Source organism: Microbacterium sp. NPDC088619, from assembly GCF_044752825.1.
Classification (GTDB): domain Bacteria; phylum Actinomycetota; class Actinomycetes; order Actinomycetales; family Microbacteriaceae; genus Microbacterium.
In genome coordinates, this window is sequence record NZ_JBIVLZ010000001.1 from 1,362,768 (window position 1) to 1,382,366 (window position 19,599).

Annotated in this window: 17 protein-coding genes; 12 read left to right on the forward strand and 5 right to left on the reverse strand. The window is 69.1% G+C overall.

The window, feature by feature from the left end:
* Positions 1–37: 37 nt before the first annotated feature.
* On the forward strand, positions 38–1,387 hold the full coding sequence (locus ACIP5T_RS06830) for a PucR family transcriptional regulator (RefSeq protein ID WP_400861752.1): 1,350 nt from the start codon (positions 38–40) through the stop codon (positions 1,385–1,387).
* Here ACIP5T_RS06830 and ACIP5T_RS06835 read toward each other — a convergent pair.
* Positions 1,384–2,535, reverse strand: coding sequence for a CaiB/BaiF CoA transferase family protein (locus tag ACIP5T_RS06835; RefSeq protein WP_400861754.1), 1,152 nt, complete (start codon positions 2,533–2,535; stop codon positions 1,384–1,386). The genes ACIP5T_RS06830 and ACIP5T_RS06835 overlap by 4 nt on opposite strands.
* Positions 2,532–3,551, reverse strand: a complete 1,020-nt coding sequence (locus ACIP5T_RS06840; RefSeq protein WP_400861756.1) for a LacI family DNA-binding transcriptional regulator — start codon at positions 3,549–3,551, stop codon at positions 2,532–2,534. Before ACIP5T_RS06840 ends, ACIP5T_RS06835 begins: the two co-directional genes overlap by 4 nt.
* Before the next feature lie 141 nt (positions 3,552–3,692).
* Here ACIP5T_RS06840 and ACIP5T_RS06845 point away from each other — a divergent pair, with 141 nt between their 5' ends.
* The 10 genes from ACIP5T_RS06845 (at position 3,693) to ACIP5T_RS06890 (ending at position 14,276) form a co-directional block, all read left to right on the forward strand.
* Complete coding sequence (locus ACIP5T_RS06845; protein WP_400861758.1) at positions 3,693–5,720, forward strand: primary-amine oxidase; 2,028 nt, start codon at positions 3,693–3,695, stop codon at positions 5,718–5,720.
* Positions 5,721–5,787: 67 nt separating this feature from the next.
* Positions 5,788–7,368 carry an ABC transporter substrate-binding protein gene (locus ACIP5T_RS06850; RefSeq protein WP_400861760.1) on the forward strand — a complete coding sequence of 527 codons (1,581 nt, stop codon included), beginning with the start codon at positions 5,788–5,790 and terminating at the stop codon, positions 7,366–7,368.
* 1 nt (position 7,369) lies between these two features.
* Positions 7,370–8,335, forward strand: a complete 966-nt coding sequence (locus tag ACIP5T_RS06855) for an ABC transporter permease (RefSeq protein WP_400861762.1) — start codon at positions 7,370–7,372, stop codon at positions 8,333–8,335.
* Positions 8,332–9,216: an ABC transporter permease gene (locus ACIP5T_RS06860; protein WP_056309084.1), complete on the forward strand. Its 885-nt coding sequence runs from the start codon at positions 8,332–8,334 to the stop codon at positions 9,214–9,216. The genes ACIP5T_RS06855 and ACIP5T_RS06860 overlap by 4 nt, the downstream gene beginning before the upstream one ends.
* Positions 9,213–10,208 (forward strand): ABC transporter ATP-binding protein, encoded by a 996-nt coding sequence (locus ACIP5T_RS06865; RefSeq protein ID WP_400861764.1) that lies wholly within the window; start codon positions 9,213–9,215, stop codon positions 10,206–10,208. Before ACIP5T_RS06860 ends, ACIP5T_RS06865 begins: the two co-directional genes overlap by 4 nt.
* The gene (locus ACIP5T_RS06870) at positions 10,205–10,978 is read left to right on the forward strand and encodes an ATP-binding cassette domain-containing protein (RefSeq protein WP_400861766.1); all 774 of its coding nucleotides are present in this window, start codon (positions 10,205–10,207) and stop codon (positions 10,976–10,978) included. The genes ACIP5T_RS06865 and ACIP5T_RS06870 overlap by 4 nt, the downstream gene beginning before the upstream one ends.
* Positions 10,975–11,994, forward strand: coding sequence for a P1 family peptidase (locus ACIP5T_RS06875; protein ID WP_400861768.1), 1,020 nt, complete (start codon positions 10,975–10,977; stop codon positions 11,992–11,994). The genes ACIP5T_RS06870 and ACIP5T_RS06875 overlap by 4 nt, the downstream gene beginning before the upstream one ends.
* 4 nt (positions 11,995–11,998) lie before the next feature.
* Positions 11,999–12,643 carry an FMN-binding negative transcriptional regulator gene (locus tag ACIP5T_RS06880; RefSeq protein WP_400861770.1) on the forward strand — a complete coding sequence of 215 codons (645 nt, stop codon included), beginning with the start codon at positions 11,999–12,001 and terminating at the stop codon, positions 12,641–12,643.
* Positions 12,640–13,740 (forward strand): C45 family autoproteolytic acyltransferase/hydolase, encoded by a 1,101-nt coding sequence (locus tag ACIP5T_RS06885; RefSeq protein ID WP_400861772.1) that lies wholly within the window; start codon positions 12,640–12,642, stop codon positions 13,738–13,740. Before ACIP5T_RS06880 ends, ACIP5T_RS06885 begins: the two co-directional genes overlap by 4 nt.
* Entirely contained in the window at positions 13,737–14,276 is a 540-nt protein-coding gene (locus tag ACIP5T_RS06890; protein ID WP_400861775.1) for a hypothetical protein, read from the forward strand. Before ACIP5T_RS06885 ends, ACIP5T_RS06890 begins: the two co-directional genes overlap by 4 nt.
* A 29-nt stretch (positions 14,277–14,305) precedes the next feature.
* Here ACIP5T_RS06890 and purH read toward each other — a convergent pair whose 3' ends face one another.
* From purH to ACIP5T_RS06905, 3 genes are read right to left on the reverse strand one after another with little or no spacing between them, the layout of a single operon-like run.
* Positions 14,306–15,913, reverse strand: coding sequence for a bifunctional phosphoribosylaminoimidazolecarboxamide formyltransferase/IMP cyclohydrolase (purH, locus tag ACIP5T_RS06895; protein ID WP_400861777.1), 1,608 nt, complete (start codon positions 15,911–15,913; stop codon positions 14,306–14,308).
* A 41-nt stretch (positions 15,914–15,954) separates the two neighbouring features.
* Positions 15,955–16,542 carry a phosphoribosylglycinamide formyltransferase gene (purN, locus tag ACIP5T_RS06900; RefSeq protein ID WP_400861779.1) on the reverse strand — a complete coding sequence of 196 codons (588 nt, stop codon included), beginning with the start codon at positions 16,540–16,542 and terminating at the stop codon, positions 15,955–15,957.
* A gap of 43 nt (positions 16,543–16,585) precedes the next feature.
* The gene (locus tag ACIP5T_RS06905; RefSeq protein ID WP_400861781.1) at positions 16,586–17,977 is read right to left on the reverse strand and encodes a DUF6350 family protein; all 1,392 of its coding nucleotides are present in this window, start codon (positions 17,975–17,977) and stop codon (positions 16,586–16,588) included.
* A 91-nt stretch (positions 17,978–18,068) separates the two neighbouring features.
* Here ACIP5T_RS06905 and ACIP5T_RS06910 point away from each other — a divergent pair, with 91 nt between their 5' ends.
* Entirely contained in the window at positions 18,069–19,526 is a 1,458-nt protein-coding gene (locus tag ACIP5T_RS06910) for an NCS2 family permease (protein ID WP_400861783.1), read from the forward strand.
* The last annotated feature ends 73 nt before the right edge of the window (positions 19,527–19,599 follow it).

Genomic DNA, 19,599 nt, shown 5'->3' on the forward strand with positions numbered 1-19,599 from the left:
TTGATACCTGGCCTATGCGTACTGCACAATGACGACCATGGTCTCCCTCGGCGAACTCGCTCTCGCATCCGGCGCCTCCCTGCGCCCCCTCGCGCCGTTCGACGCCGCCCGCAGCATCACCGGAGTGCATGTCTCGGAGCTCGACGACCCAGGTCGCTATCTCGATGGCGGAGAGCTGCTGCTCACCACGGGCATCCCGCTTCACGCCCACTCGGCCGACCTCTACGTCGACCGTCTCGCTGAGCAGGGCATCGGCGCGATCGGGATCGGTCTCGGCGAAGGCTGGGAGCACGCGCCGTCCGCGCTGGTGGAGCGATGCCGCGCCACCGGCATACCGATCTTCGCAGTGCCCGACGGCGTCCCGTTCCTCGACGTCTCCCGAGCGTTCTGGTCGCTCGCGGGCCGTGGCGGCCAGGAGGAGGCGATGCGCACCGCGCACGCCCACACCCGACTCGTGCAGGCCGCAGCGGGGCCGGATCCGATCACCGCGGTCGTCCGGGTGATGGCTCAGGCGATCGGCGGATGGGTCGCCTGGCTGCCGATCGGTCAGGGCGGCTCGGCAGAAACCCTGCATCCCCCGTCGCTCCAGGGGATGCTGCCCTCCGTGCGGGCAGACGTGGAGAGGTCGCTGCTGCGCTCCGGGGTCGAGGCGGCGTCGTTCGTATCTCACGGTTCGACGGTCGTCGCCCACGCGGTGACAGACGGCGAACGCACCCGCGGTGCGCTCGCCCTCGGCGCCGGGAGACCTTTCGGCAGCTCGGATCGCCAACTCGCCCTCACCGCCACCGCCCTGCTGCGGCTGCTGAATGCGCGGGAGCGAGGGGGCCCGACGCCCGGGGCATGGATAGCCGAGCTCGCATTTCGCGGCGAGCCCGCGGCCGCCCGCGCACTCGCCGACGCCTCCGACATCGAACTGCCGATGCTGTTCCGCGTTCTCGCAGGCGACCGTTCCACGGTCGACGGCGGACTCGGCGCCGGAACCGCGCATGCGGGCGTGCACCTCACCCTGCTCTCCGCCGAGGCAGACGCGACGCCCGATTCCGGAGTCCTCAGCGGGCCGGTGGGGCTGGAAGACGTCGCTGCCGCGGCCGCCCGGGTCATGGCCCTCCACCGCACGGCTCCCGACGCAGGGGCCCGCACCGATCCGGAGTCGCGGTCGCGCCGCTGGGCCGGCCTGCTCGCGAGCGGCGACACGGAACTGCGGCGCACGGTCATCGCGTACCTGCGCAATCGTCAGCAGGCCGAGCGGACCGCACGGGAGCTCGGGGTGCATCGGAACACGATCAGGCCGAGGATCGCCACTGCGGAGAAGATGCTCGACGCCTCGCTGGACGACCCGGATGTCGCCGCCGAACTGTGGCTCGCACTGCGGGATCGTGGGCTCTAGCGATCGGCATCCAACCACGCCCGCACGGCCTCGTCGTGCTCGCCGAGCCGCGGAGGTGCGGACGCCGTCACCGGGATCGCCGGAGACCAGGTGAGCGGTGAGCGGATCTGCCTCGACCGGCGCCCGTCGCGGCCGAAGGCATCCCACACAGGCTCGAGCCCGAGCTCTTCGGCGAGCGCGATCCCGTCGCCGATCGAGTTGACGACGCCGGCGGCGACGCCGATCCGATTCAGCCTCGCGGCCCACGCCGCCGCCGTGTCAGCGGCCAGCGCAGACTCGAGCTCGACGACGAGCGCCTCTCGATGCGCGACGCGGTCGGGGTTCGTGAGGAACCGCGGATCGGCGGCGAGCTGCGGGCATCCGAGTTCGGTGGTCATGCGCGCGAACTGCGCGTCATTGCCGCAGGCGACCGCGATCGGAGCGTCGGCACAGCGCAGCGATTCGTAGGGAGCGATCGACGGATGCCGGTTGCCCAGCCGGCCGGGCTCGGTGCCGGCGCCCAGGTGCGCCGACATCTGGTTGACCAGCGCCGCCTGCAGGCTCGAGAGCAGGTTGACGTCGATCCTCGAGCCGCGTCCGGTCGACTCTCGCCTGCGGAGAGCCGCGAGGATGCCGATCACCGCGTCCTTGCCTGTCAGCACATCGACCAAGGCCACACCGGCCTTCATGGCATCACCGCCGGTCTCACCGGTGATGTGCATGAGGCCGCCGACCGCCTGGGCGACGAAGTCGTATCCGGGAAGCGCCGCACCGGCCCCCAGGCCGAAGCCGCTGACCGAGACGTAGACGAGACCGGGGTGCTCGGAGGCGAGCGAGTCCCAGTCGAATCCGAGTTTCGCGAAGAGCCCCGGTCGGAAGTTCTCGATCACCACATCGCTTCTCGCGATCAGCTCGCGAGCGCGTGCCGCGTCGCCCGGATCGGTGAGGTCGAGAGCAACGGACTCCTTGCCGCGGTTGGCGGATTCGAAGTACGTCGTGATCCCTGATTCGGCATAGGGCGGACCCCACGACCTCGTGTCGTCGCCTGCCCCCGGCCTCTCGACCTTGATGACCCGCGCACCGAGATCGGCGAGGGTCATGGTCGCCAGCGGCCCCGCGAGCACGCGGGAGAAGTCTGCGACGACGATCCCGTCGAGCGGCGCGCTCACCGGCGCACCCGCAGCGGCTGTGAAGTGGACTCCCTGGCGACGACCGTGATCGGGAACTCCACATCGGTGCCGGATGCCGCACGACCGTCGAGCAGGTCGATGAGCAGCTCGGCGCAGGCGACTCCCGAGTCACGGGGGCGCAGATCGATCGAGGTGATCGACGGAGTCAGAAACGGCAGGGACGGATGATCGACGCACGAGACGACCGTGATGTCCTCGCCGACAGTGCGGCCGAGGCGCCCGAGCACGGCGACGACCTCGATCGCACTGGAGTCCGGTCCGCAGATGATCACGTCGGTGTCCGGATTCGTCTGCAGCAGCCGTTCGGTCGATTCGCGCACGGCATGCCAGGGAGCCTCGAACGAGATCGGCGCGATGACCGGGTCGAGGCCGCGTGCCGCGCAGCCCCTTCGATAGCCCGAGACGAGCTGGCGCGACCAGTCCGTCGCATCCGGGGCGACCAGCAACGCAGGATGCTGGGCCCTGGTGACGTCGATCTCGGCGAAGAGCCGGAGCATCGCCGCCTCGTGCGACGACCAGATGACGCCGTCGGGGACCCCCTCGATGTCGTCAGGCAGGTGCTCCTGGGTGACGATCGGGATGCCGGAGGCCATGAGCGACGGCAGCCCGGGGTCTCCGGAGACCGGGTCACCGATGATCAACCCGTCCGCCCGGATCGGCCGTGAACGGCCGGACGACGCCGACGGGCTCACGATGGTCACGTCGATGTCGTGGGCTGCGGCGCTGGTGACGATTCCGAAGGTGAACGCCATGTAGTACGACGACCGGGACACGACCTCGGGGAGCACGATCCCGATCGTGCCGATCGCGCCGCCGCGGAGGTGTCTCGCCGCCGTGTTGACCGAGTATCCGAGCTCGGCTGCCGCCGTCAGCACGGCTTCCCGAGTGGCCGGTGAGACACGACCGCCGCCGTTGAGCGCGTCGGACGCGGTGGTCTTTCCGACACCCGCGCGCCGAGCGACATCGATCAATCTGGCGCGTCGTGGCTCTTGCATGCGGCCGAGTCTAGCCACACGGAGCAAGCCGTAATCCACTCGAAACACATCGGGTCTTGCGCCGTAACACGCTTTTCGCATACTTTTGCCGGAACGTTCCGGCACGCAGACGTTCCGGCACCGACTTCCGATGGAGACTCCATGAACTGCAGCTGTTCCTCGTCCGACCACGTCCAGCGCTCGCGCCGCCTCGGCGACGAGTCCGGTGCGCCGTATGCGACGCTCTCGGCGGACGAGCTGCAGCGCGTCGCCGAGATCCTGCGCGCTGAAGGCGCGCTCGACGAGGAGCATCGCATCGCCTACCTCGGCCTCGATGAGCCCGACCGCGCGGAGGTCACCGCGGGCCGCCCCGTCCCCCGCCGCGCTCGGGTGCAGCTCCTCGACGTCGACAGCGGACGCGCACGAGCGCTCTCGGTGGATCTCGGCTCCGGCACGCTCGTGAAGGACGTCGACATCGACCCCGAGATCGACGGCCAGGTGCCGCTGCTGCAGGAGGAGCACGTGATCATCCGCGAGCTCATCGGCGCCGACGCGCGCTGGGCCACCGCGCTCTCGGCTCGAGGAATCGACGACCCGAGCACCGTGGCGCTCGCCGGTCTGTCGGCGGGCCGCTATCCGATCGAAGGCGAGAGCGGACGCCGACTGGCGCGCGTGCTCGGGCACCACCAGCCGACCCCGCAGACCATGCCCTGGGCGCACCCGATCGACGGTCTCGTCGCCTACGTCGACCTCGCGAGCCGAACCGTCGTCGACGTCATCGACACCGGGGTCATGCCGATCCCTCAGGAGACCGCCGACTACCACGTGCCTGGCACCTTCGGCCCCGAGCGCACGACGCAGAAGCCGATCGTCATCACGCAGCCGGAAGGACCGAGCTTCTCGTTCGACGGCGACGTGATCTCGTGGGAGAAGTGGTCGCTGCGCATCGGCTATGACATGCGCGAGGGTCTCATCCTGCACGGCATCGGCTTCGAGGACGACGGGCGTGTGCGTCCGATCGTGCACCGCGCCTCGATCGCGGAGATGCTCGTGCCCTACGGAGACCCGGGCCCGGTGCGCTTCTGGCAGAACTACTTCGACACCGGCGAGTACCAGCTCGGACGGCTGGTGAATTCGCTCGAACTCGGCTGCGACTGCGTCGGCGACATCACCTACCTCGACGTGCCGATCGCCGATGCCCGAGGAGAGGTGAAGGTCCTGCCCAATGCGATCTGCATCCACGAGGAGGACGCCGGGGTGCTCTGGAAGCACACCGAGCAGTTCACCGGTTCGAGCGACGTTCGACGGCAGCGCCGCCTGGTCATCTCGTTCTTCGTCACCGTCGGCAACTACGACTACGGCTTCTACTGGTACCTCTACCTCGACGGCAAGATCGAGTTCGAGGCCAAAGCCACCGGCCTCGTCTTCACCGCCGCCTACGACGAGCGCACCAGCCGGTTCGCGAGCGAGCTGGCGCCGGGGCTCGCCGCTCCCTATCACCAGCATCTGTTCTGCGCCCGCCTCGACATGGCGGTCGATGACGGCCCGGCCATCGTCGACGAGATCGATGTCCGCGCCCTGCCGATCGACGACGACAACATGCACGGCAGCGCGATCGGCTTCACGACCACCCGGCTGCGGAGTGAGCAGGAAGGACGCCGACGCGCCAACGCCACGGTCGATCGCACCTGGCGGGTGAGCAGCGCGACCGCGAAGAACCGCCTGGGCCGACCGACCTCCTACGTCCTGACGCCAGAGGGCAAGCCCGTGCTGCTCGCGCAGCCCGAATCGGTGATCGCGTCGCGTGCACGGTTCGCGACATCCGACCTGTGGGTCACCGCCTACGACCCTGACGAGCGCTATCCCGCAGGCGACGTCGTCAATCAGAGTGCTCCCGAGCAGGGTCTCCCCGCCTTCGTCGCCGACGACGCCCCGCTCGACGGCGCCGACCTCGTGCTCTGGCACACCTTCGGCCTCACCCATTTCCCCCGCACCGAGGACTGGCCGATCATGCCCGTCGACACGTGTGGATTCACCCTCACGCCCCACGACTTCTTCGACCGGAACCCGACCCTCGACGTCCCGGCCTCCCCCACCGCATGCGCCTGCGCTCACGAGGACACAGGCTCTGCGCAGTCCGAGCACCATCTGCATCACCTCTCTGTCCGCCCGTCGTCGCACCACGGCTGATCAGCCGTCGTCCGGCATCCCGAAGGGAAACACCGACATGCACACAGCAGCTCGCGCGGGGGTGGCGATGTCCGCCATCGCTGTCCTCGCACTCACCGGATGCGCCGCCGGCGCCTCACCAGACACCGAACCGAGCCAGGATGAGGCGGCGCCCGGCTTCCTCGCCGTCGCGGACGACGCATTCAACGGCGGGGGCGACCTCGTCGTCCAGGTCGACTACGACACCGCGGAGGCCAGCGGTCTCGACCCGCAGGGCGCGGCGACCGCACGCTCGTGGATGCTGGAGGGACTGTCCTACGAGACCCTCACCACGATCGACGAGAACCTCGACGTCGCGCCGTCGCTCGCCACTTCGTGGGAGACGCCGAGCGACACCGAGTACGTCTTCACGCTCGCCGACGACGCGGTGTTCTCGAACGGGCGCGCCATGACGGCTGCCGATGTCGTCGGCAGCCTGCAGCGTCTGCTCGACACTCCGACGACCTGGACAGGTCAGCTCGGGCCGATCGCGTCGGTCGAGGAGACCGGCGACCTGGAGGTCACCGTCACCCTGTCGGAGCCGTACGCCCCGTTCCTCGCCGCGCTGGCGAACACCCCTGCCGCCGTCCTGCCGATGGCAGAGATCGATGCGGGCGAGATCGACATCACCACCGAGATGGTCGGCACCGGTCCGCTCGTCGCGACCGCGCACCGACAGGACGAGGAGTGGACGTTCGAGCCGAACGAGCACCACCCCGATGCCGATGCGCTCGGCTTCTCGACTCTGACGATCGACATCGTCGGAGATGAGGCGACCAGGGCCGCAGCGCTCCGCGACGGATCGGCCGACTTCGCCGTGCTCAACTCCATCGACTCTGCAGAGCTCCTCGCGAACGCGCAGGAAGTCAATGTCGTCGGGCAGAAGAACACCGACTTCCACTACCTGATGATCAACTCGCTCACGGGCGATGAGGCACTGCAGGATGAAGACGTGCGCTTCGCCATCAACAGCGCGATCGACCGTGACGCGATCAACGAGCTCGCGTTCGGCGGCTCGACCGCCGCCACCGGGGTCACCCCTGCCGGCCTCCCCGACTCGTGCGTCGCGGAGGACCTCCCCTCGGCCGCGCACGACGTCGCCGCGGCGAAAGCCGTGATCGACGAGATCGGAGGCCTCGAGCTCGACCTCGTCGTGTACACCGATGAGCCGGTTCTCGCCCAGATCGCACAGGTCATGCAGCAGAACCTCGCCGAGATAGGCGTGACCGTCGACATCCAGCAGGTCGACTACGCCACCTACTCCGCCCAGGTCTACGGCAGCCCCGCGACCTTCGACCTCGCGCTCAGCTGGTTCGCCGGCTACGCGGACCCCGCGATGGTCACGACGTGGTGGAACCCCGAGGTCGCCGGCTTCTCGGCCGTCTTCATGAAGGGCTCCGACGAGCTCGACGGACTGATCGCCGAGGGATACTCGACCGAGCCGGGGGCCGACCGGGCCGCCGTGTTCGAGAACCTCTGCGCCGTCGCCGACGAGCAGAGCGAGATGGTACCGCTGGTGCTGCGTCCCTCCACGATCGGATGGAACACCGAGTCGCTGTCGCCGACGCTCAGCAGCGATGAGGGCTACGGCAACTTCCTGCGGTACATCACCCAGTTCCGCGCCAGCTGACATGGCCGTCGCTCTGTGGTCGCTCCGGCGCTTCGGCGCCGCACTGGTGACGCTCATCGTCGTCTCGGTGCTGATCTTCGCGTCCGTCCGTCTCATGCCGGGCGACTACACCGACCTCGTCCTGGGTCCGCTCGCCACCGAGGCGCAGCGGGCCCAGGCGGTGGCCGAGTCCGGGCTCGACGACCCGGTGATCGCGCAGTACTTCCACTGGCTGTTCGGCGTTCTCACCGGTGACCTCGGATACTCATTCGTCTCGAACGTGTCGGTCACCGACGAGTTCGCGGCCCGCCTTCCCGTCACCGCGACGATCGCGCTGCTGACGATCATCGTCACCTTGCTCGTCGGCATCCCGCTCGGCTTCTTCGCGGCGCTGCGATCGGAGGGCTCTGGCGGCGCCGTCGGTCGGATCGTCAGCGCTCTCGGCATCAGCATCCCGGAGTTCCTGCTCGCGGGAGTCGTGGTCTTCGCCGTCTCGACACTCGGGCTCGGCGTCTCGGTCGGCCGCTTCGCCCCGTTCGCCGTCGACCCTGCGCGCTTCTTCGGGGCGCTCGTGCTGCCGGTCACGGTTCTCGCCGTCGGCTGCGTGGCGGTCGTCGCCAGGAACACGAGGGATGCCGTCATGAACGTCCTCGTCGAACCGCATGTGCAGGCTGCAGTGGCGCGAGGCGAGACCCCCTGGTTCATCGTCCGTCACCACGTGCTGCGCAACGCCGCAGCCCCGATCCTCACGATCGTCGGCGCCCTCGTCGCCGTCCTCCTCGGCGGCACCGTGATCGTCGAGTTCGTGTTCAACATCCCGGGCATGGGCTCGTACCTGCAGACGGCCCTCGGGCGACGCGATTACGCGATCGTCCAAAGCGCGGTGCTGCTCGCCGCCATCGTGTTCATCGTCGCGAGCCTGCTCGTCGACCTCATCGCCAATGCGCTGGACCCCCGTCTGCGCCTGACCGGAGGGAGCCGCCGATGACCATCGCCCCCACAGCCACGCACCGCGTCCGCGCAGCGGGCGACGCGACGCGCGGCGCCTGGCGCCGCAGCGACGCCGTGCTGCGCACCGCGATCGTCGTCCTCGGCCTCGTCGTGGTGATCACCGTGATCGCTGTGCTCACCGGCCTCGCCGGATCTACGACCGCGACGGTCGGCGGCAGGCTCGAGGGCCCCTCGGCACTCGCGCCGTTCGGCACCGACAACCTCGGTCGCTCACTGCTGCCGCGTCTGTTCCAAGGCACCGCGACCACCCTCGTCGTCTCGATCGTCGCCGTCGTCTGCTCGGCGGTGGTCAGCACCGTGCTCGGGATGCTCGCCGGCTACTACGGCGGGGCGGTGAACGAGGCGGTGATGCGCGTCGCAGACGTGCTCTACGCGTTCCCCGCTCTCGTGCTGGCGATCCTCGTCTCCGCACTCCTCGGCCCCGGTCGACCGGCGGCCATCATCAGCATCGTCGTCATCACCATCCCTCTCATGACCCGGGTGGTGCGCATCGCGACCCGGGCGGTGGCTGAGCGCGACTTCATCGTGTCCGCTCGCATCAGCGGAGTCCGAACCCCGGTGATCTTCGTCCGCCGACTGCTGCCGAACATCGCCGGCACGATCGCAGTTCAGGCGAGCTACGCGCTCTCCGTCGCGATCCTCGTCGAGGGAGGACTGAGCTTCCTCGGCTTCGGCGTGCAGGCTCCTGAGGCCTCTCTGGGTCTGCTCATCCAACAGGGGATGCTGTACATGACCCAGGCTCCACAGCTCGTGATCGTCCCCGGCGCTGTGCTGGTGGTCTCGATCCTCTGCATCAACATCATCGGCGACGGCCTCCGTGACCGATTCGAACCGCGAGAGACGAGGTCCCTCAGATGACCGCCGTACGCATCAGCGATCTGGCACTGGAGTTCACCGGTGCCACCACGGTCAGGGCCCTCGACGGGGTCGACCTCGACGTCGCCGACGGCAGCTCGGTCGCGATCGTGGGTGAGTCGGGGTCCGGTAAGTCGACGCTCGCCGCCGTCATCGGCCGCCTGCAGCCGCGATCGGCGAAGATCGTCAGCGGTCTGGTCGAGGTCGACGGGATCGACGTGCTCGGTCTCGACGACGCCGCACTGCGCGACTACCGACGACACGCGCTCGCCTACATCGCGCAGGATCCGATCGGCTCGCTCGATCCGACGATGCGCATCGGCGCGCAACTGAAGCTCGTGCTCCGCTCCGTCGGCGACGACGGATCTCCCCGCCGTCAGGTGGAGCTGCTGGAGGGCATGCGCATCACCGATCCGGAGCGCGTCATCCGCCTCTTCCCCCATCAGATCTCGGGCGGGATGGCCCAGCGTGTGGCCATCGCGATGGCTATGTGTCGCCGACCCCGACTGCTGATCGCCGATGAGCCGACCGCAGCGCTCGACAGCCAGGTGCGCGAAGAGGTCATCCGGCTGCTGTTCGCTCAGGCGAAGGAGCAGGGCACGACCATCCTCTGGCTCAGCCACGACCTGCCGGCCGTGGCACGCTGGTGCGACGAGGTCGCCGTCATGTATGCGGGCAGGGTCGTCGAACGCGGCCCGGCATCAGCCGTACTCGGCACCCCGGTGCACCCGTACGCCAGAGCGCTCGCGGCGACGGATCCCTCGCGTGCGAAGCGGGGAGAGCGGCTGTCGAGCATCCCCGGCTCCCCTCCGGTGCTGCACGGCGAGTCGGAGGGCTGCGCCTTCGCCGCACGCTGCGCTCACCGGATCGACGCGTGCGAGATCGTTCGACCCGAGCCCGTGGCACCGCGCCACAGTCTCTGCATCCGCACGACGGAACTCGTGCTGGCGGATCGGCGCGCAGGGCTCATCCCCGAAGAGGAGGTGTCGGCATGAGCGCGTCCGGCGTGACTCCCACCCTCGAACTCGACGACGTGAGCGTCGCCTTCTCGTCGGGCTTCGGCGCGAGCAGGCGAGAGGTCAGGGCCATGTCCGGAGTCTCGTTCTCGGTGGCACCCGGTGAGACGCTGGGCCTTGTCGGCGAGTCCGGCTCGGGCAAGACGACGACGGGGACCGTGGTTCTCGGACTGCAGCAGCCCGACTCGGGCGCCGTGCGGTTCCAGGGAGCGCCGCTCGCCCGAAGCCTGCGATCCCGCGCCGGGCGGATGCAGGCGGTGCTGCAGCATCCGCGGTGGGCACTCGACCCGCGATCCACCGTGCTCTCGTCGGTGCTCGAACCCGTGCTCGTGCACGATCGTCGCACGCCGGCGACCGAGGCGCGCGCCCTGGCGATGCTCGAGAGCGTCGGCCTCCCGGCCTCGTTCGCCGCTCGCCGGCCCCACCAGCTCTCGGGAGGACAGCTGCAGCGAGTGAGCGTCGCACGTGCACTCGTGACCCATCCCGCCTTCATCGTCTTCGACGAGGCCGTCAGCGCGCTCGATGTCTCGGTGCAGGCGCAGATCCTCAACCTCGTCCAGGACCTGCAGGCGGAGCACGGCTTCGCCGCCCTGTTCATCTCGCACGACCTGGCAGCCGTCCGCTACATCTCCCATCACGTCGCGGTGATGCGCGCCGGCGAGATCGTCGAGCACGCCCCGACCGAGGTCTTCTACGACCTGCCCAGCCATCCCTATTCGCGTCAACTGTTCCAGGAGCTCTCATCGTGACCGACACCCACCGTCTCGCCCCCGTCCTCGCCGCGGGACCGCGTCGATCCAACGGCGACTACGCCCTCTCCCCCGTGCACGGCACCGATCGCGGGCAGGTCGAATACGACTTCCCCGGCGTGCTCCTCGGAACGGCCGAATACGCCGAGGGTCCGACCGGAGCGACGGTGCTGTCGATCCCGGCCGGCGCTCGGACGTTCACCGACCGGCGCGGCGGCGCCGTCGGCGCCAGCGGACTGTATGGGTACAACCACGCCATCTGCCTCGCCGGGGGTTCGGTGTACGGCCTCTCCGCCGTGGCAGGCGTGTCGGAGGCGCTGTTCGAGCGCGCCGAGCACCGCTCCGGTTTCGACCAGCTGCAGCTCGTGTCCGGCGCGATCATCTACGACTACTCGGTGCGCGAGAACTCCGTCTTCCCCGACACCGCGCTCGGCAAGGCCGCCCTGCACGCCGCGCGTCAGGGCGTCGTCGAGGTCGGCCGCGTCGGCGGTGGAGCCTCGGCGTCGTCCGGAAAAGTCGACCCCGCGCGCGTGGAGTTCACCGGCCAGGGTGTCGCATTCCGCCAGGTGGGTGATGTGAAGGTCCTCGTCGTGACGGTGCTCAACCCCTACGGAGTGATCCTCGATCGCTCCGGCAGGATCATCCGCGGCAACTACGACGCGAACACCGGCGAGCGCCGCCACCCAGCCCTGGACTACGAAGACGCGATCGGCGAGTCCCGTCTCGTCGACTCGATGTCGGGCAACACCACGATCACGGCTGTCGTCACGAACGTGCAGCTCACCGACACCGAGCTCAAGCAGTTCGGCCTTCAGGTGCACAGCTCGATGCACCGCGGCATCCAGCCCTTCCACACACCGCTCGACGGCGACACTCTCTTCGCGCTGACGACCGACGAGGTCGCGCTGCCCGAGAACCCGAGCACGTCCCGCGGCCGGCTCTCGCTGAACTCCACCGCCGTCGCCACCCTCGCGGGCGAGACGGCGTGGGATGCGATCCTCTGCGCGGCAGGCTGACCCCGTGTACGAGTTCGAGAAGTACCTCGCCCCCTCACAGCACGAGGTCAACGAGCTGGTCCGCCGACACCCGTTCGCACTCGTCGTGACGAACGGCGGCGGCGCGGCCGGAGCCCCCGCCGTCACGCACACTCCGGTAATCATCGAGCGGATGGCGCCGGACGGCGGTTTCGTCGGCGGAGAGCTGCTCGGCCACATCGCACGGAAGAACCCGCAGTGGCAGCAGATCGCGGACGGCGACTCGGTGCTGCTGGTCTTCTCCGGCCCCCACGACTACGTGTCGCCGACGACGTACGCCGACGACCCCAACGTGCCCACGTGGGATTACGCGGCCGTGCATCTGACGGCCAGGGTGACCGTGCTCGAGGATGCGAGCGACGGCATGCACGTCGTCACACGAACTGTCGAGGAGCTCGAGAGCCTCGAGCCGGCCGCGTGGGACATGCAGAGCTCGCTGCCCACGTTCGAGCGTATCGTCGGGGGGATCGTGTCGTTCCGGTTCGAGATCATCGAGCAGCGCGCGGTCTTCAAGGTCAGTCAGGACAAGCCCCTCGAGGTGCGCGAGCGCGTCGCCGCCGCATCCCGTGCACGCGGCTGCCCCTATGGGGACGTCGCCGAACTCGTCGAGCGCATCGGAGGAGACCGGTGATCGTCCACGAGTGGTCTGCGGAGGCAGGCGAGCCGCAGGAGGAAGGACGCCGGTTCGGTGCCCACTGGTCGCCTCAGCTCGCGGCTGCCCGCGACTCGTACCTGAGACTCTTCGCGCAATCCGGTGTTCCGGCCGAGCGCGCGCGAGCGATCGCCGACGAATGCCGGGCGATGACCGAGACCCACGCCCCCGAGATCGCCGACGAGTTCGTCGGCATCGCCGAGGGCAGCGGTCTGTCGCTGACCGACGTGCACCTGCTGACCGCTCGCACCGAGATCCTGGCGCGCATGACGCCGTCGATGGAGTGCTCGACGGTCGTGTACGTGCCCGACGAGGCGAGCGCACCCCGCACTCTGCAGACCTGGGACTGGCACGAGACCCTGTCGAACGAGACCGTCGTGCGGCGTCTGCGCTCGGCGTCCGGAACCGGTGTCGTGACCTTCTGCGAATTCGGCCAACCGGCGAAGATCGGAGTGAACGACCGCGGCCTCGGCCTGCACTTCAACATCCTCCACCACCGATCCGACGGGTCGCAGGCGGGTGTGCCGGTGCATGTGCTCGCCCGCATGATCCTCGATCGCGCAGCCACGGTGGCCGACGCGGTCGCGATCGCCCGCAGCGTCCCGCTCGCAGCGTCCAGCGTGTTGACCGTCGCGGCCTACAACGGTCAGGCGCCTGAAGCCGCAGCCGTCGAAGTCTCTCCCGCGGGGGTCGCGGTGCTGCCTGTTCCGCGCGGCCGCACCTTGGCCCACACGAATCACTTCCTCGACGAGACCCTCGCCGCCGGTGAGTACTCGCCGTACGAGACCACGAGCGTGCCTCGATACCGGTGTCTGACGGATGCCGCGGATCTCGCTCGGATCATCGACGATCGCGAACGCGCTCTCGCGTTCGGAGCCATCCCCGACGCACCGATCTCGGTGCGTGCGCGCCCCGAGCAGCCTGAGCATCTCCGCTGGGAGACGAAGCTCACGGTCGCTCTCGACGTCGCAGCGGGAGCCCTGTCGTTCGCCGCCGCGGCGCCGGCCGACGTCCTCGACGCCGAGTGGCGTCGTGTCGGCATCCTGAGCGACGTACGCCCCGCGTCCATCCGATGAACGACCTCCTGCACCTTGGCGCGCTGACACTGGCGGCGATCGGTGCGGGGTCGTTGATCGGCATGCGACGCGGAGTCGGCGCTCCCGAGATCGCCGCGGCCGTGCTCATGCTGGCGGGCATGGGCGATGCCATGACAGTCGCGCTGCTGCCACCCGTCGTGTGGTTCGCCGTGATGCTCCCCGCCGCGATCGTTCTCGCGATCCGCTGCCGGGTGCCGGCTGCGCTCGGAGACCGGAGTGCGCCCGCAGGCGGCACGCTGTCGGCCCACCTGGCACTCGGACTCGTCTCGACCGCCGCGCTGATCCTGCTGATGGCGGCGATTCCCGGGACCGACGTCACCGACGCGGCCGTCTCTTCCACGCACTCGCACGGTGGGGGCGCAGGGATGCCGCAGGTGCTCAGCGTGACTCTCGGACTCGGAGCGATCCTGCTCTCGACGATCGCACTGCGCTCGGAGCGGTCCTGGCTCCACCGAGTGCATCACACCACGATGGCGGCATCGACTGTAGCGATGTCCGCCATCGTGGTGTTCTGAGCGCCGGTCGTCATCGACGGCCGAACGACTCAGTGGAAGAAGTGACGCTCTCCGGTGAAGAACATCGTGACGCCGGCCTTGCGAGCGGCATCCACGACTTCTTCGTCGCGCACTGATCCGCCGGGCTGCACGATCGCCGTGACCCCCGCGTCGATGAGCACCTGCGCGCCGTCTGCGAAGGGGAAGAACGCATCGGAAGCCGCGACGGAGCCGGCGGCGCGGTCACCGGCGCGCTCGACGGCGAGCCGGCACGAGTCGACGCGGTTGACCTGACCCATGCCGACGCCGACCGTGGCGTTGTCCTTCGCGAGCACGATCGCGTTCGACTTCACAGCGCGGCAGGCCTTCCACGCGAAGATGAGGTTCTCCATCTCCTCGTCGCTCGGACGCTCGCCCGAGACGAGCTCCCAGTTCTTGGCGACCGACACGATGTCATCGGGGAACCGGTCTGCGTCCTGCAGCAGCAGGCCGCCGGAGACGAGGCGCACGTCCATGCGCTCCTGCTGCCAGTCCTCCGGCAGCTGCAGCAGACGCAGGTTCTTCTTGGCCTTGAAGACCTCGAGCGCGGCGGGTTCGAACGACGGAGCGACGATGACCTCGGTGAAGATGTCCTTGAGGTTCTCCGCCATCTTGAGCGTCACCGTGCCGTTCGCGGCGATCACGCCGCCGTACGCCGACACGGGGTCGCACTCATGCGCACGGATGTGGGCGCTCGCGATGGGGTCGAGGGCATTGGGAGCCGTGGTCGCGATGCCGCACGGATTCGCGTGCTTGATGATCGCGACGGCGGGCTTCACCATGTCGTACGCGGCGCGCAGTGCGGCATCCGCATCGACGTAGTTGTTGTACGACATCTCCTTGCCCTGCAGCTGCGTCGCCTGAGCGATGCCATGGCCGCCGACACGGGTGTAGATCGCGCCGCGCTGGTGCGAGTTCTCGCCATAGCGCAGCGTGTTGAGAAGCTCGGCCTGGATCGTCAGGTGGGTCGGCAGGTCCTCCCCCTCACCGAGCGTGCCCTCCGCGAACCAGGAGGCCACGGCGGTGTCGTAGGCGGCTGTGTGGGCGAAGGCGCGAGCCGCGAGCTCGCGGCGCTGCGTCAGCGTGGTGCCGCCGTTCTCGATGGCGCTGATGATGCCGCCGTACGACTGCGGCGACACGACGATCGCGACGTTCGCGTGGTTCTTGGCCGCAGCGCGCACCATGGCGGGCCCGCCGATGTCGATCTGCTCGACGACATCATCGCCCTCGGCACCGGAGGCGACCGTCTCGACGAAGGGGTAGAGGTTCACGACGACGAGCTCGAATGGCGCGATGTCGAGGTCGGCGAGCTGGCGCTCGTGGTCCTCGAGCCGGAGGTCGGCGAGCAGACCGCCGTGGATCTTCGGGTGCAGCGTCTTCACGCGGCCGTCGAGCATCTCGGCGACGCCCGTGACTGCGGCGACGTCGGTCACCTCGAACCCGGCCTCGCGGATGGTGGAGGCTGTCGAGCCCGTCGACACGATCTGCACGCCCGCCTCCGACAGGGCCTTGGCGAGCACGAGCAGATCGGTCTTGTCGCTGACCGAGACGAGTGCGCGGCGCACCGGGACGGTGTCGCGATCGCGGTACAGCGAGTGGTCGTGGCGGGGTCCGGCCATGATGGGCTCCTTCGTGCGAGGGGTGCGTGCGTGGGATCGGTTCAGGATGCGGAGGTCAGCGAGAGCTCGCCGGTCGCGATGCGGCGCACCACGTCGATGAGAAGTCGTCGTTCGACGGGCTTGATGCGCTCGTGCAGAGTGTGCTCGGTGTCGCCGCCGAGGACCGGAACCCGCTCCTGCGCGAGGATCGGGCCGGTGTCGACGCCGTCGTCGACGACGATCACGCTGGCGCCCGTCTCGGAGACGCCTGCGGCGAGCGCATCGCGCACGCCGTGCGCGCCGGGGAACTCCGGCAGGTAGGCGGGATGCGTGTTGATCAGGCGCGGTGCGAGGCTCGCGACCAGTGATGCGGGCAGCAGTCGCATGAGGCCGCTGAGCACTACGAGGTCGGCGTTCCAGACGGCGAGCTGCCGTCCGAGCTCCTCACCCCACGCGTCGCGGGACTCGTGCTCATGCCACGGAACCGTGAAGCTCGGGATGCCGAACTCCTCGGCATGGGCGAGTCCGTCGGCTTCGCGATCGGCACCGACGACCACCACCCGCGCAGGAAAATCGGGGTGACGAGCGGCCTCGAGGAGGGCGCGAAGGTTCGAGCCGGTGCCCGAGATGAGAACGGCGACCGTGAGCACGCGCCCAGTCTACCGGGGCCGGCGTCAGGGCCCGACCCGCATGTCAGCGGACGGGATCCCCCGGGTCGCGCTTCGGCAGCCGGAAGCCCCCCACTCCATCGAGCGGCGCAGTGTCGTGGTCGTGGGCTGGGGATGCTCCCGGCCAGCCGACCATCGCATCGCCGGACTCGCTCGCGACCGCGTCGGATACCGTCATCTCGGCGACCCACCGGTCGGTGCGCTCTTCTGCGAGCTCATCCCGGTTCCGCGGCGACAGGAGCAGGATCGCCGCGCCGAGCAGGACCTCGCCACCCAGAGCGAGGGCGAAGGGCAGCGCGGCCGGTCCGGCTTCAGCGAGCCGGCCCGGACCCATCGATCCTCCCGCGAGCAGGGCGGCGATCGCGGCGGTCGCGGCGGTCAGGACGCCGATCCCCGCCGCGATCGCCGCACGAGGCGCCATGGCGAGAGGAGTGCCCTCCCAGACGAGACGTGAGCGGACGGCCCATCCGGCGAAGGCTCCGGCGCCGATCGGAAGGATGATGACGATGAGCATCCAGATCGATGTGCTCTCGGGAAGAAGACCGAGCACGGGGATGCCGGGGACGACTCCGAGCTGGGTGCCTGCGGGAGACACCGCAGTGCCGACTCCCACCGCGAACCCCGGACCGGCGAGCCAGGATGCCGCCCAGACAATGATCGTGGGGAGATACGCGAGATGCCCGAGTGTGATGACGCCGGCGCCGAGTGCATCGACCCGAGCAGCCTGGAACAGCGCCACCATCTCGTCGCCTCGTGCCGCGACGAGAACAGCGACCGCCACCGCCGAGACCGCGATGACCCCCACCACAGCGAACGCGGCTCCGCGGACCGCTGCGCTCGGCACCGGCCCCCAGTCGCCCCACGAGTCGACGACGTCGTGCACGCGGTCGAGGATGCCGCTGTCGCCGTCTTCCCAGGCGACGCGCACCGCCCCGCACACCGCGCCGACGAGGTAGACGGCCGCAGGCAGCAGGATACCCTCGGCGACGGACGTCTCGACCGCCGCGAGATGCGAGGTCAGCGCGACTCCGGTCGCGATCGCCGCGAAGGCGAGGGAACCCGACAGCGTGCCGAGCAGCCAGGCACCTGCACGGGCGGCTCGGGCGCCGGAGCGAGCCGCGAACAGCAGCGTGAAGATCAGGAAAGCGAGCGGGGTCACCGAGAGCGTGAAGGCGGCGGCGTCGGGCGCGATGCCCGTCGTGCGCAGCACCTCGGTCGACACTTCGATGCTCAGCGGCACGCCGTGGCCGAACTGCCACAGCGAGCCGGTGAGAGGCCAGAGGGCTCCCCAGTCGGCTGTGACGCCGAATGAGAGCGTCCAGAGCAGCGTGAGCGGCGCCAGCAGGACCACGAGACCGACCGCCGCAGCGATTGCGGCATCGAAGGCGGCGAGGAGCGCGACGAGGAGGCGTTGCATATCGAATCGAGACTACGACGAGAACCCTGTCGTCGCCTGGGGGCGCGCGCGACTCGCGCGACACGATATCGTCTCCTGCGGAGGTTTCCCGATGACAACTGCCCCGTCCCCCACCCGCTCAGAGGCCGAACCCAAGAACGCCCTCGACCGCTTCTTCGAGATCAGCAGACGCGGATCCACGATCGGCACCGAGATCCGAGGGGGTCTGGTGACCTTCGTCACGATGGCCTACATCGTGATCCTCAACCCGATCATCCTGTCCGGCTCCGCCGATGTCGCAGGCAACACCCTCGACTTCAGCGCCGTCGGCGCCGCGACCGCGCTGACCGCCGGCGTGATGACGATCCTGTTCGGTCTGATCACCCGTCTGCCCTTCGGCTTCGCAGCCGGCCTCGGCATCAACGCCTTCGTCGCGTTCTCGGTCGTCGGCCAGGTCACCTGGCCCGAGGCCATGGCGCTCGTGATGATCAACGGTCTCGTGATCGTGCTCCTCGCGGCCACGGGCCTTCGGAAGATGATCTTCGACGCCGTCCCGTTCCAGCTCAAGATCGCGATCACGGTCGGCATCGGCCTGTTCATCGCCTTCATCGGGTTCGTCAACTCGGGCTTCGTGACAGCCACCGGCAGCGCATCCCCGCCGGTCGGTCTGGGAATCGGCGGCTCAGTGGCGACAGTCCCGACCGTCCTGTTCATCGCGACGCTGATCATCACCGGCATCCTGGTCGCCCGCAAGGTCAAGGGCGGCCTGCTCATCGGCCTCGTCTCGGGCACCGTGCTCGCGGTGATCGTCGAGGCGATCTGGCACCTGGGTGCCGCCGCTGACGGCAACGCGGGCGGCTGGGGCCTCACCGTCCCCGCGCTCGCCGGATCGCCCTTCGGTCTGCCCGACCTGAGTCTGATCGGCGCCGTCGACTTCGGCTTCGACTTCAGCAAGGTCAGCCTCGTCGCGATCGTGATGATCGTCTTCACCCTGGTGTTCTCGAACTTCTTCGACGCCATGGGCACCATGACCGGGCTCGCGAAGGAAGCCGACCTCGCGAACGAGAACGGCGACTTCCCCCGCATCAAGTCCGCGCTCATCGTCGAAGGTGTCGGAGCGATCGTCGGCGGTGGCACCTCGTCGTCGTCGAGCACCGTGTTCATCGAGTCGGGTGCCGGCATCGGCGAGGGTGCGCGCACCGGTTTCGCGAACCTGATCACCGGTGGGATGTTCCTGCTGGCGATGTTCCTCACCCCGCTCACGTCGATCGTCCCGACCGAGATCGCCGCCGCGGCGCTCGTGATCGTCGGAGCGATGATGATGGCTCAGATCAAGTACATCGATCTGACCGAGTTCAGCGTGCTGCTGCCGGTGTTCCTGACGGTCACGGTGATGCCGCTGACCTACTCGATCGCCAACGGCATCGGCGCCGGCTTCGTCAGCTGGGTGCTCGTGCAGGCGTTCTCCGGCAAGGCCAGGCAGATCAGCCCGCTGCTGTGGATCGTCGCGATCGGCTTCGTGGTGTTCTTCGCCCGCGGTCCCATCGAGGCGCTGTTCGGCGTCGCCTGAGCGACGAAGGAACGACGAAGGGGCGGATGCTGAGGCATCCGCCCCTTTTCGCTGCACCGGCTGCGACCCCGGG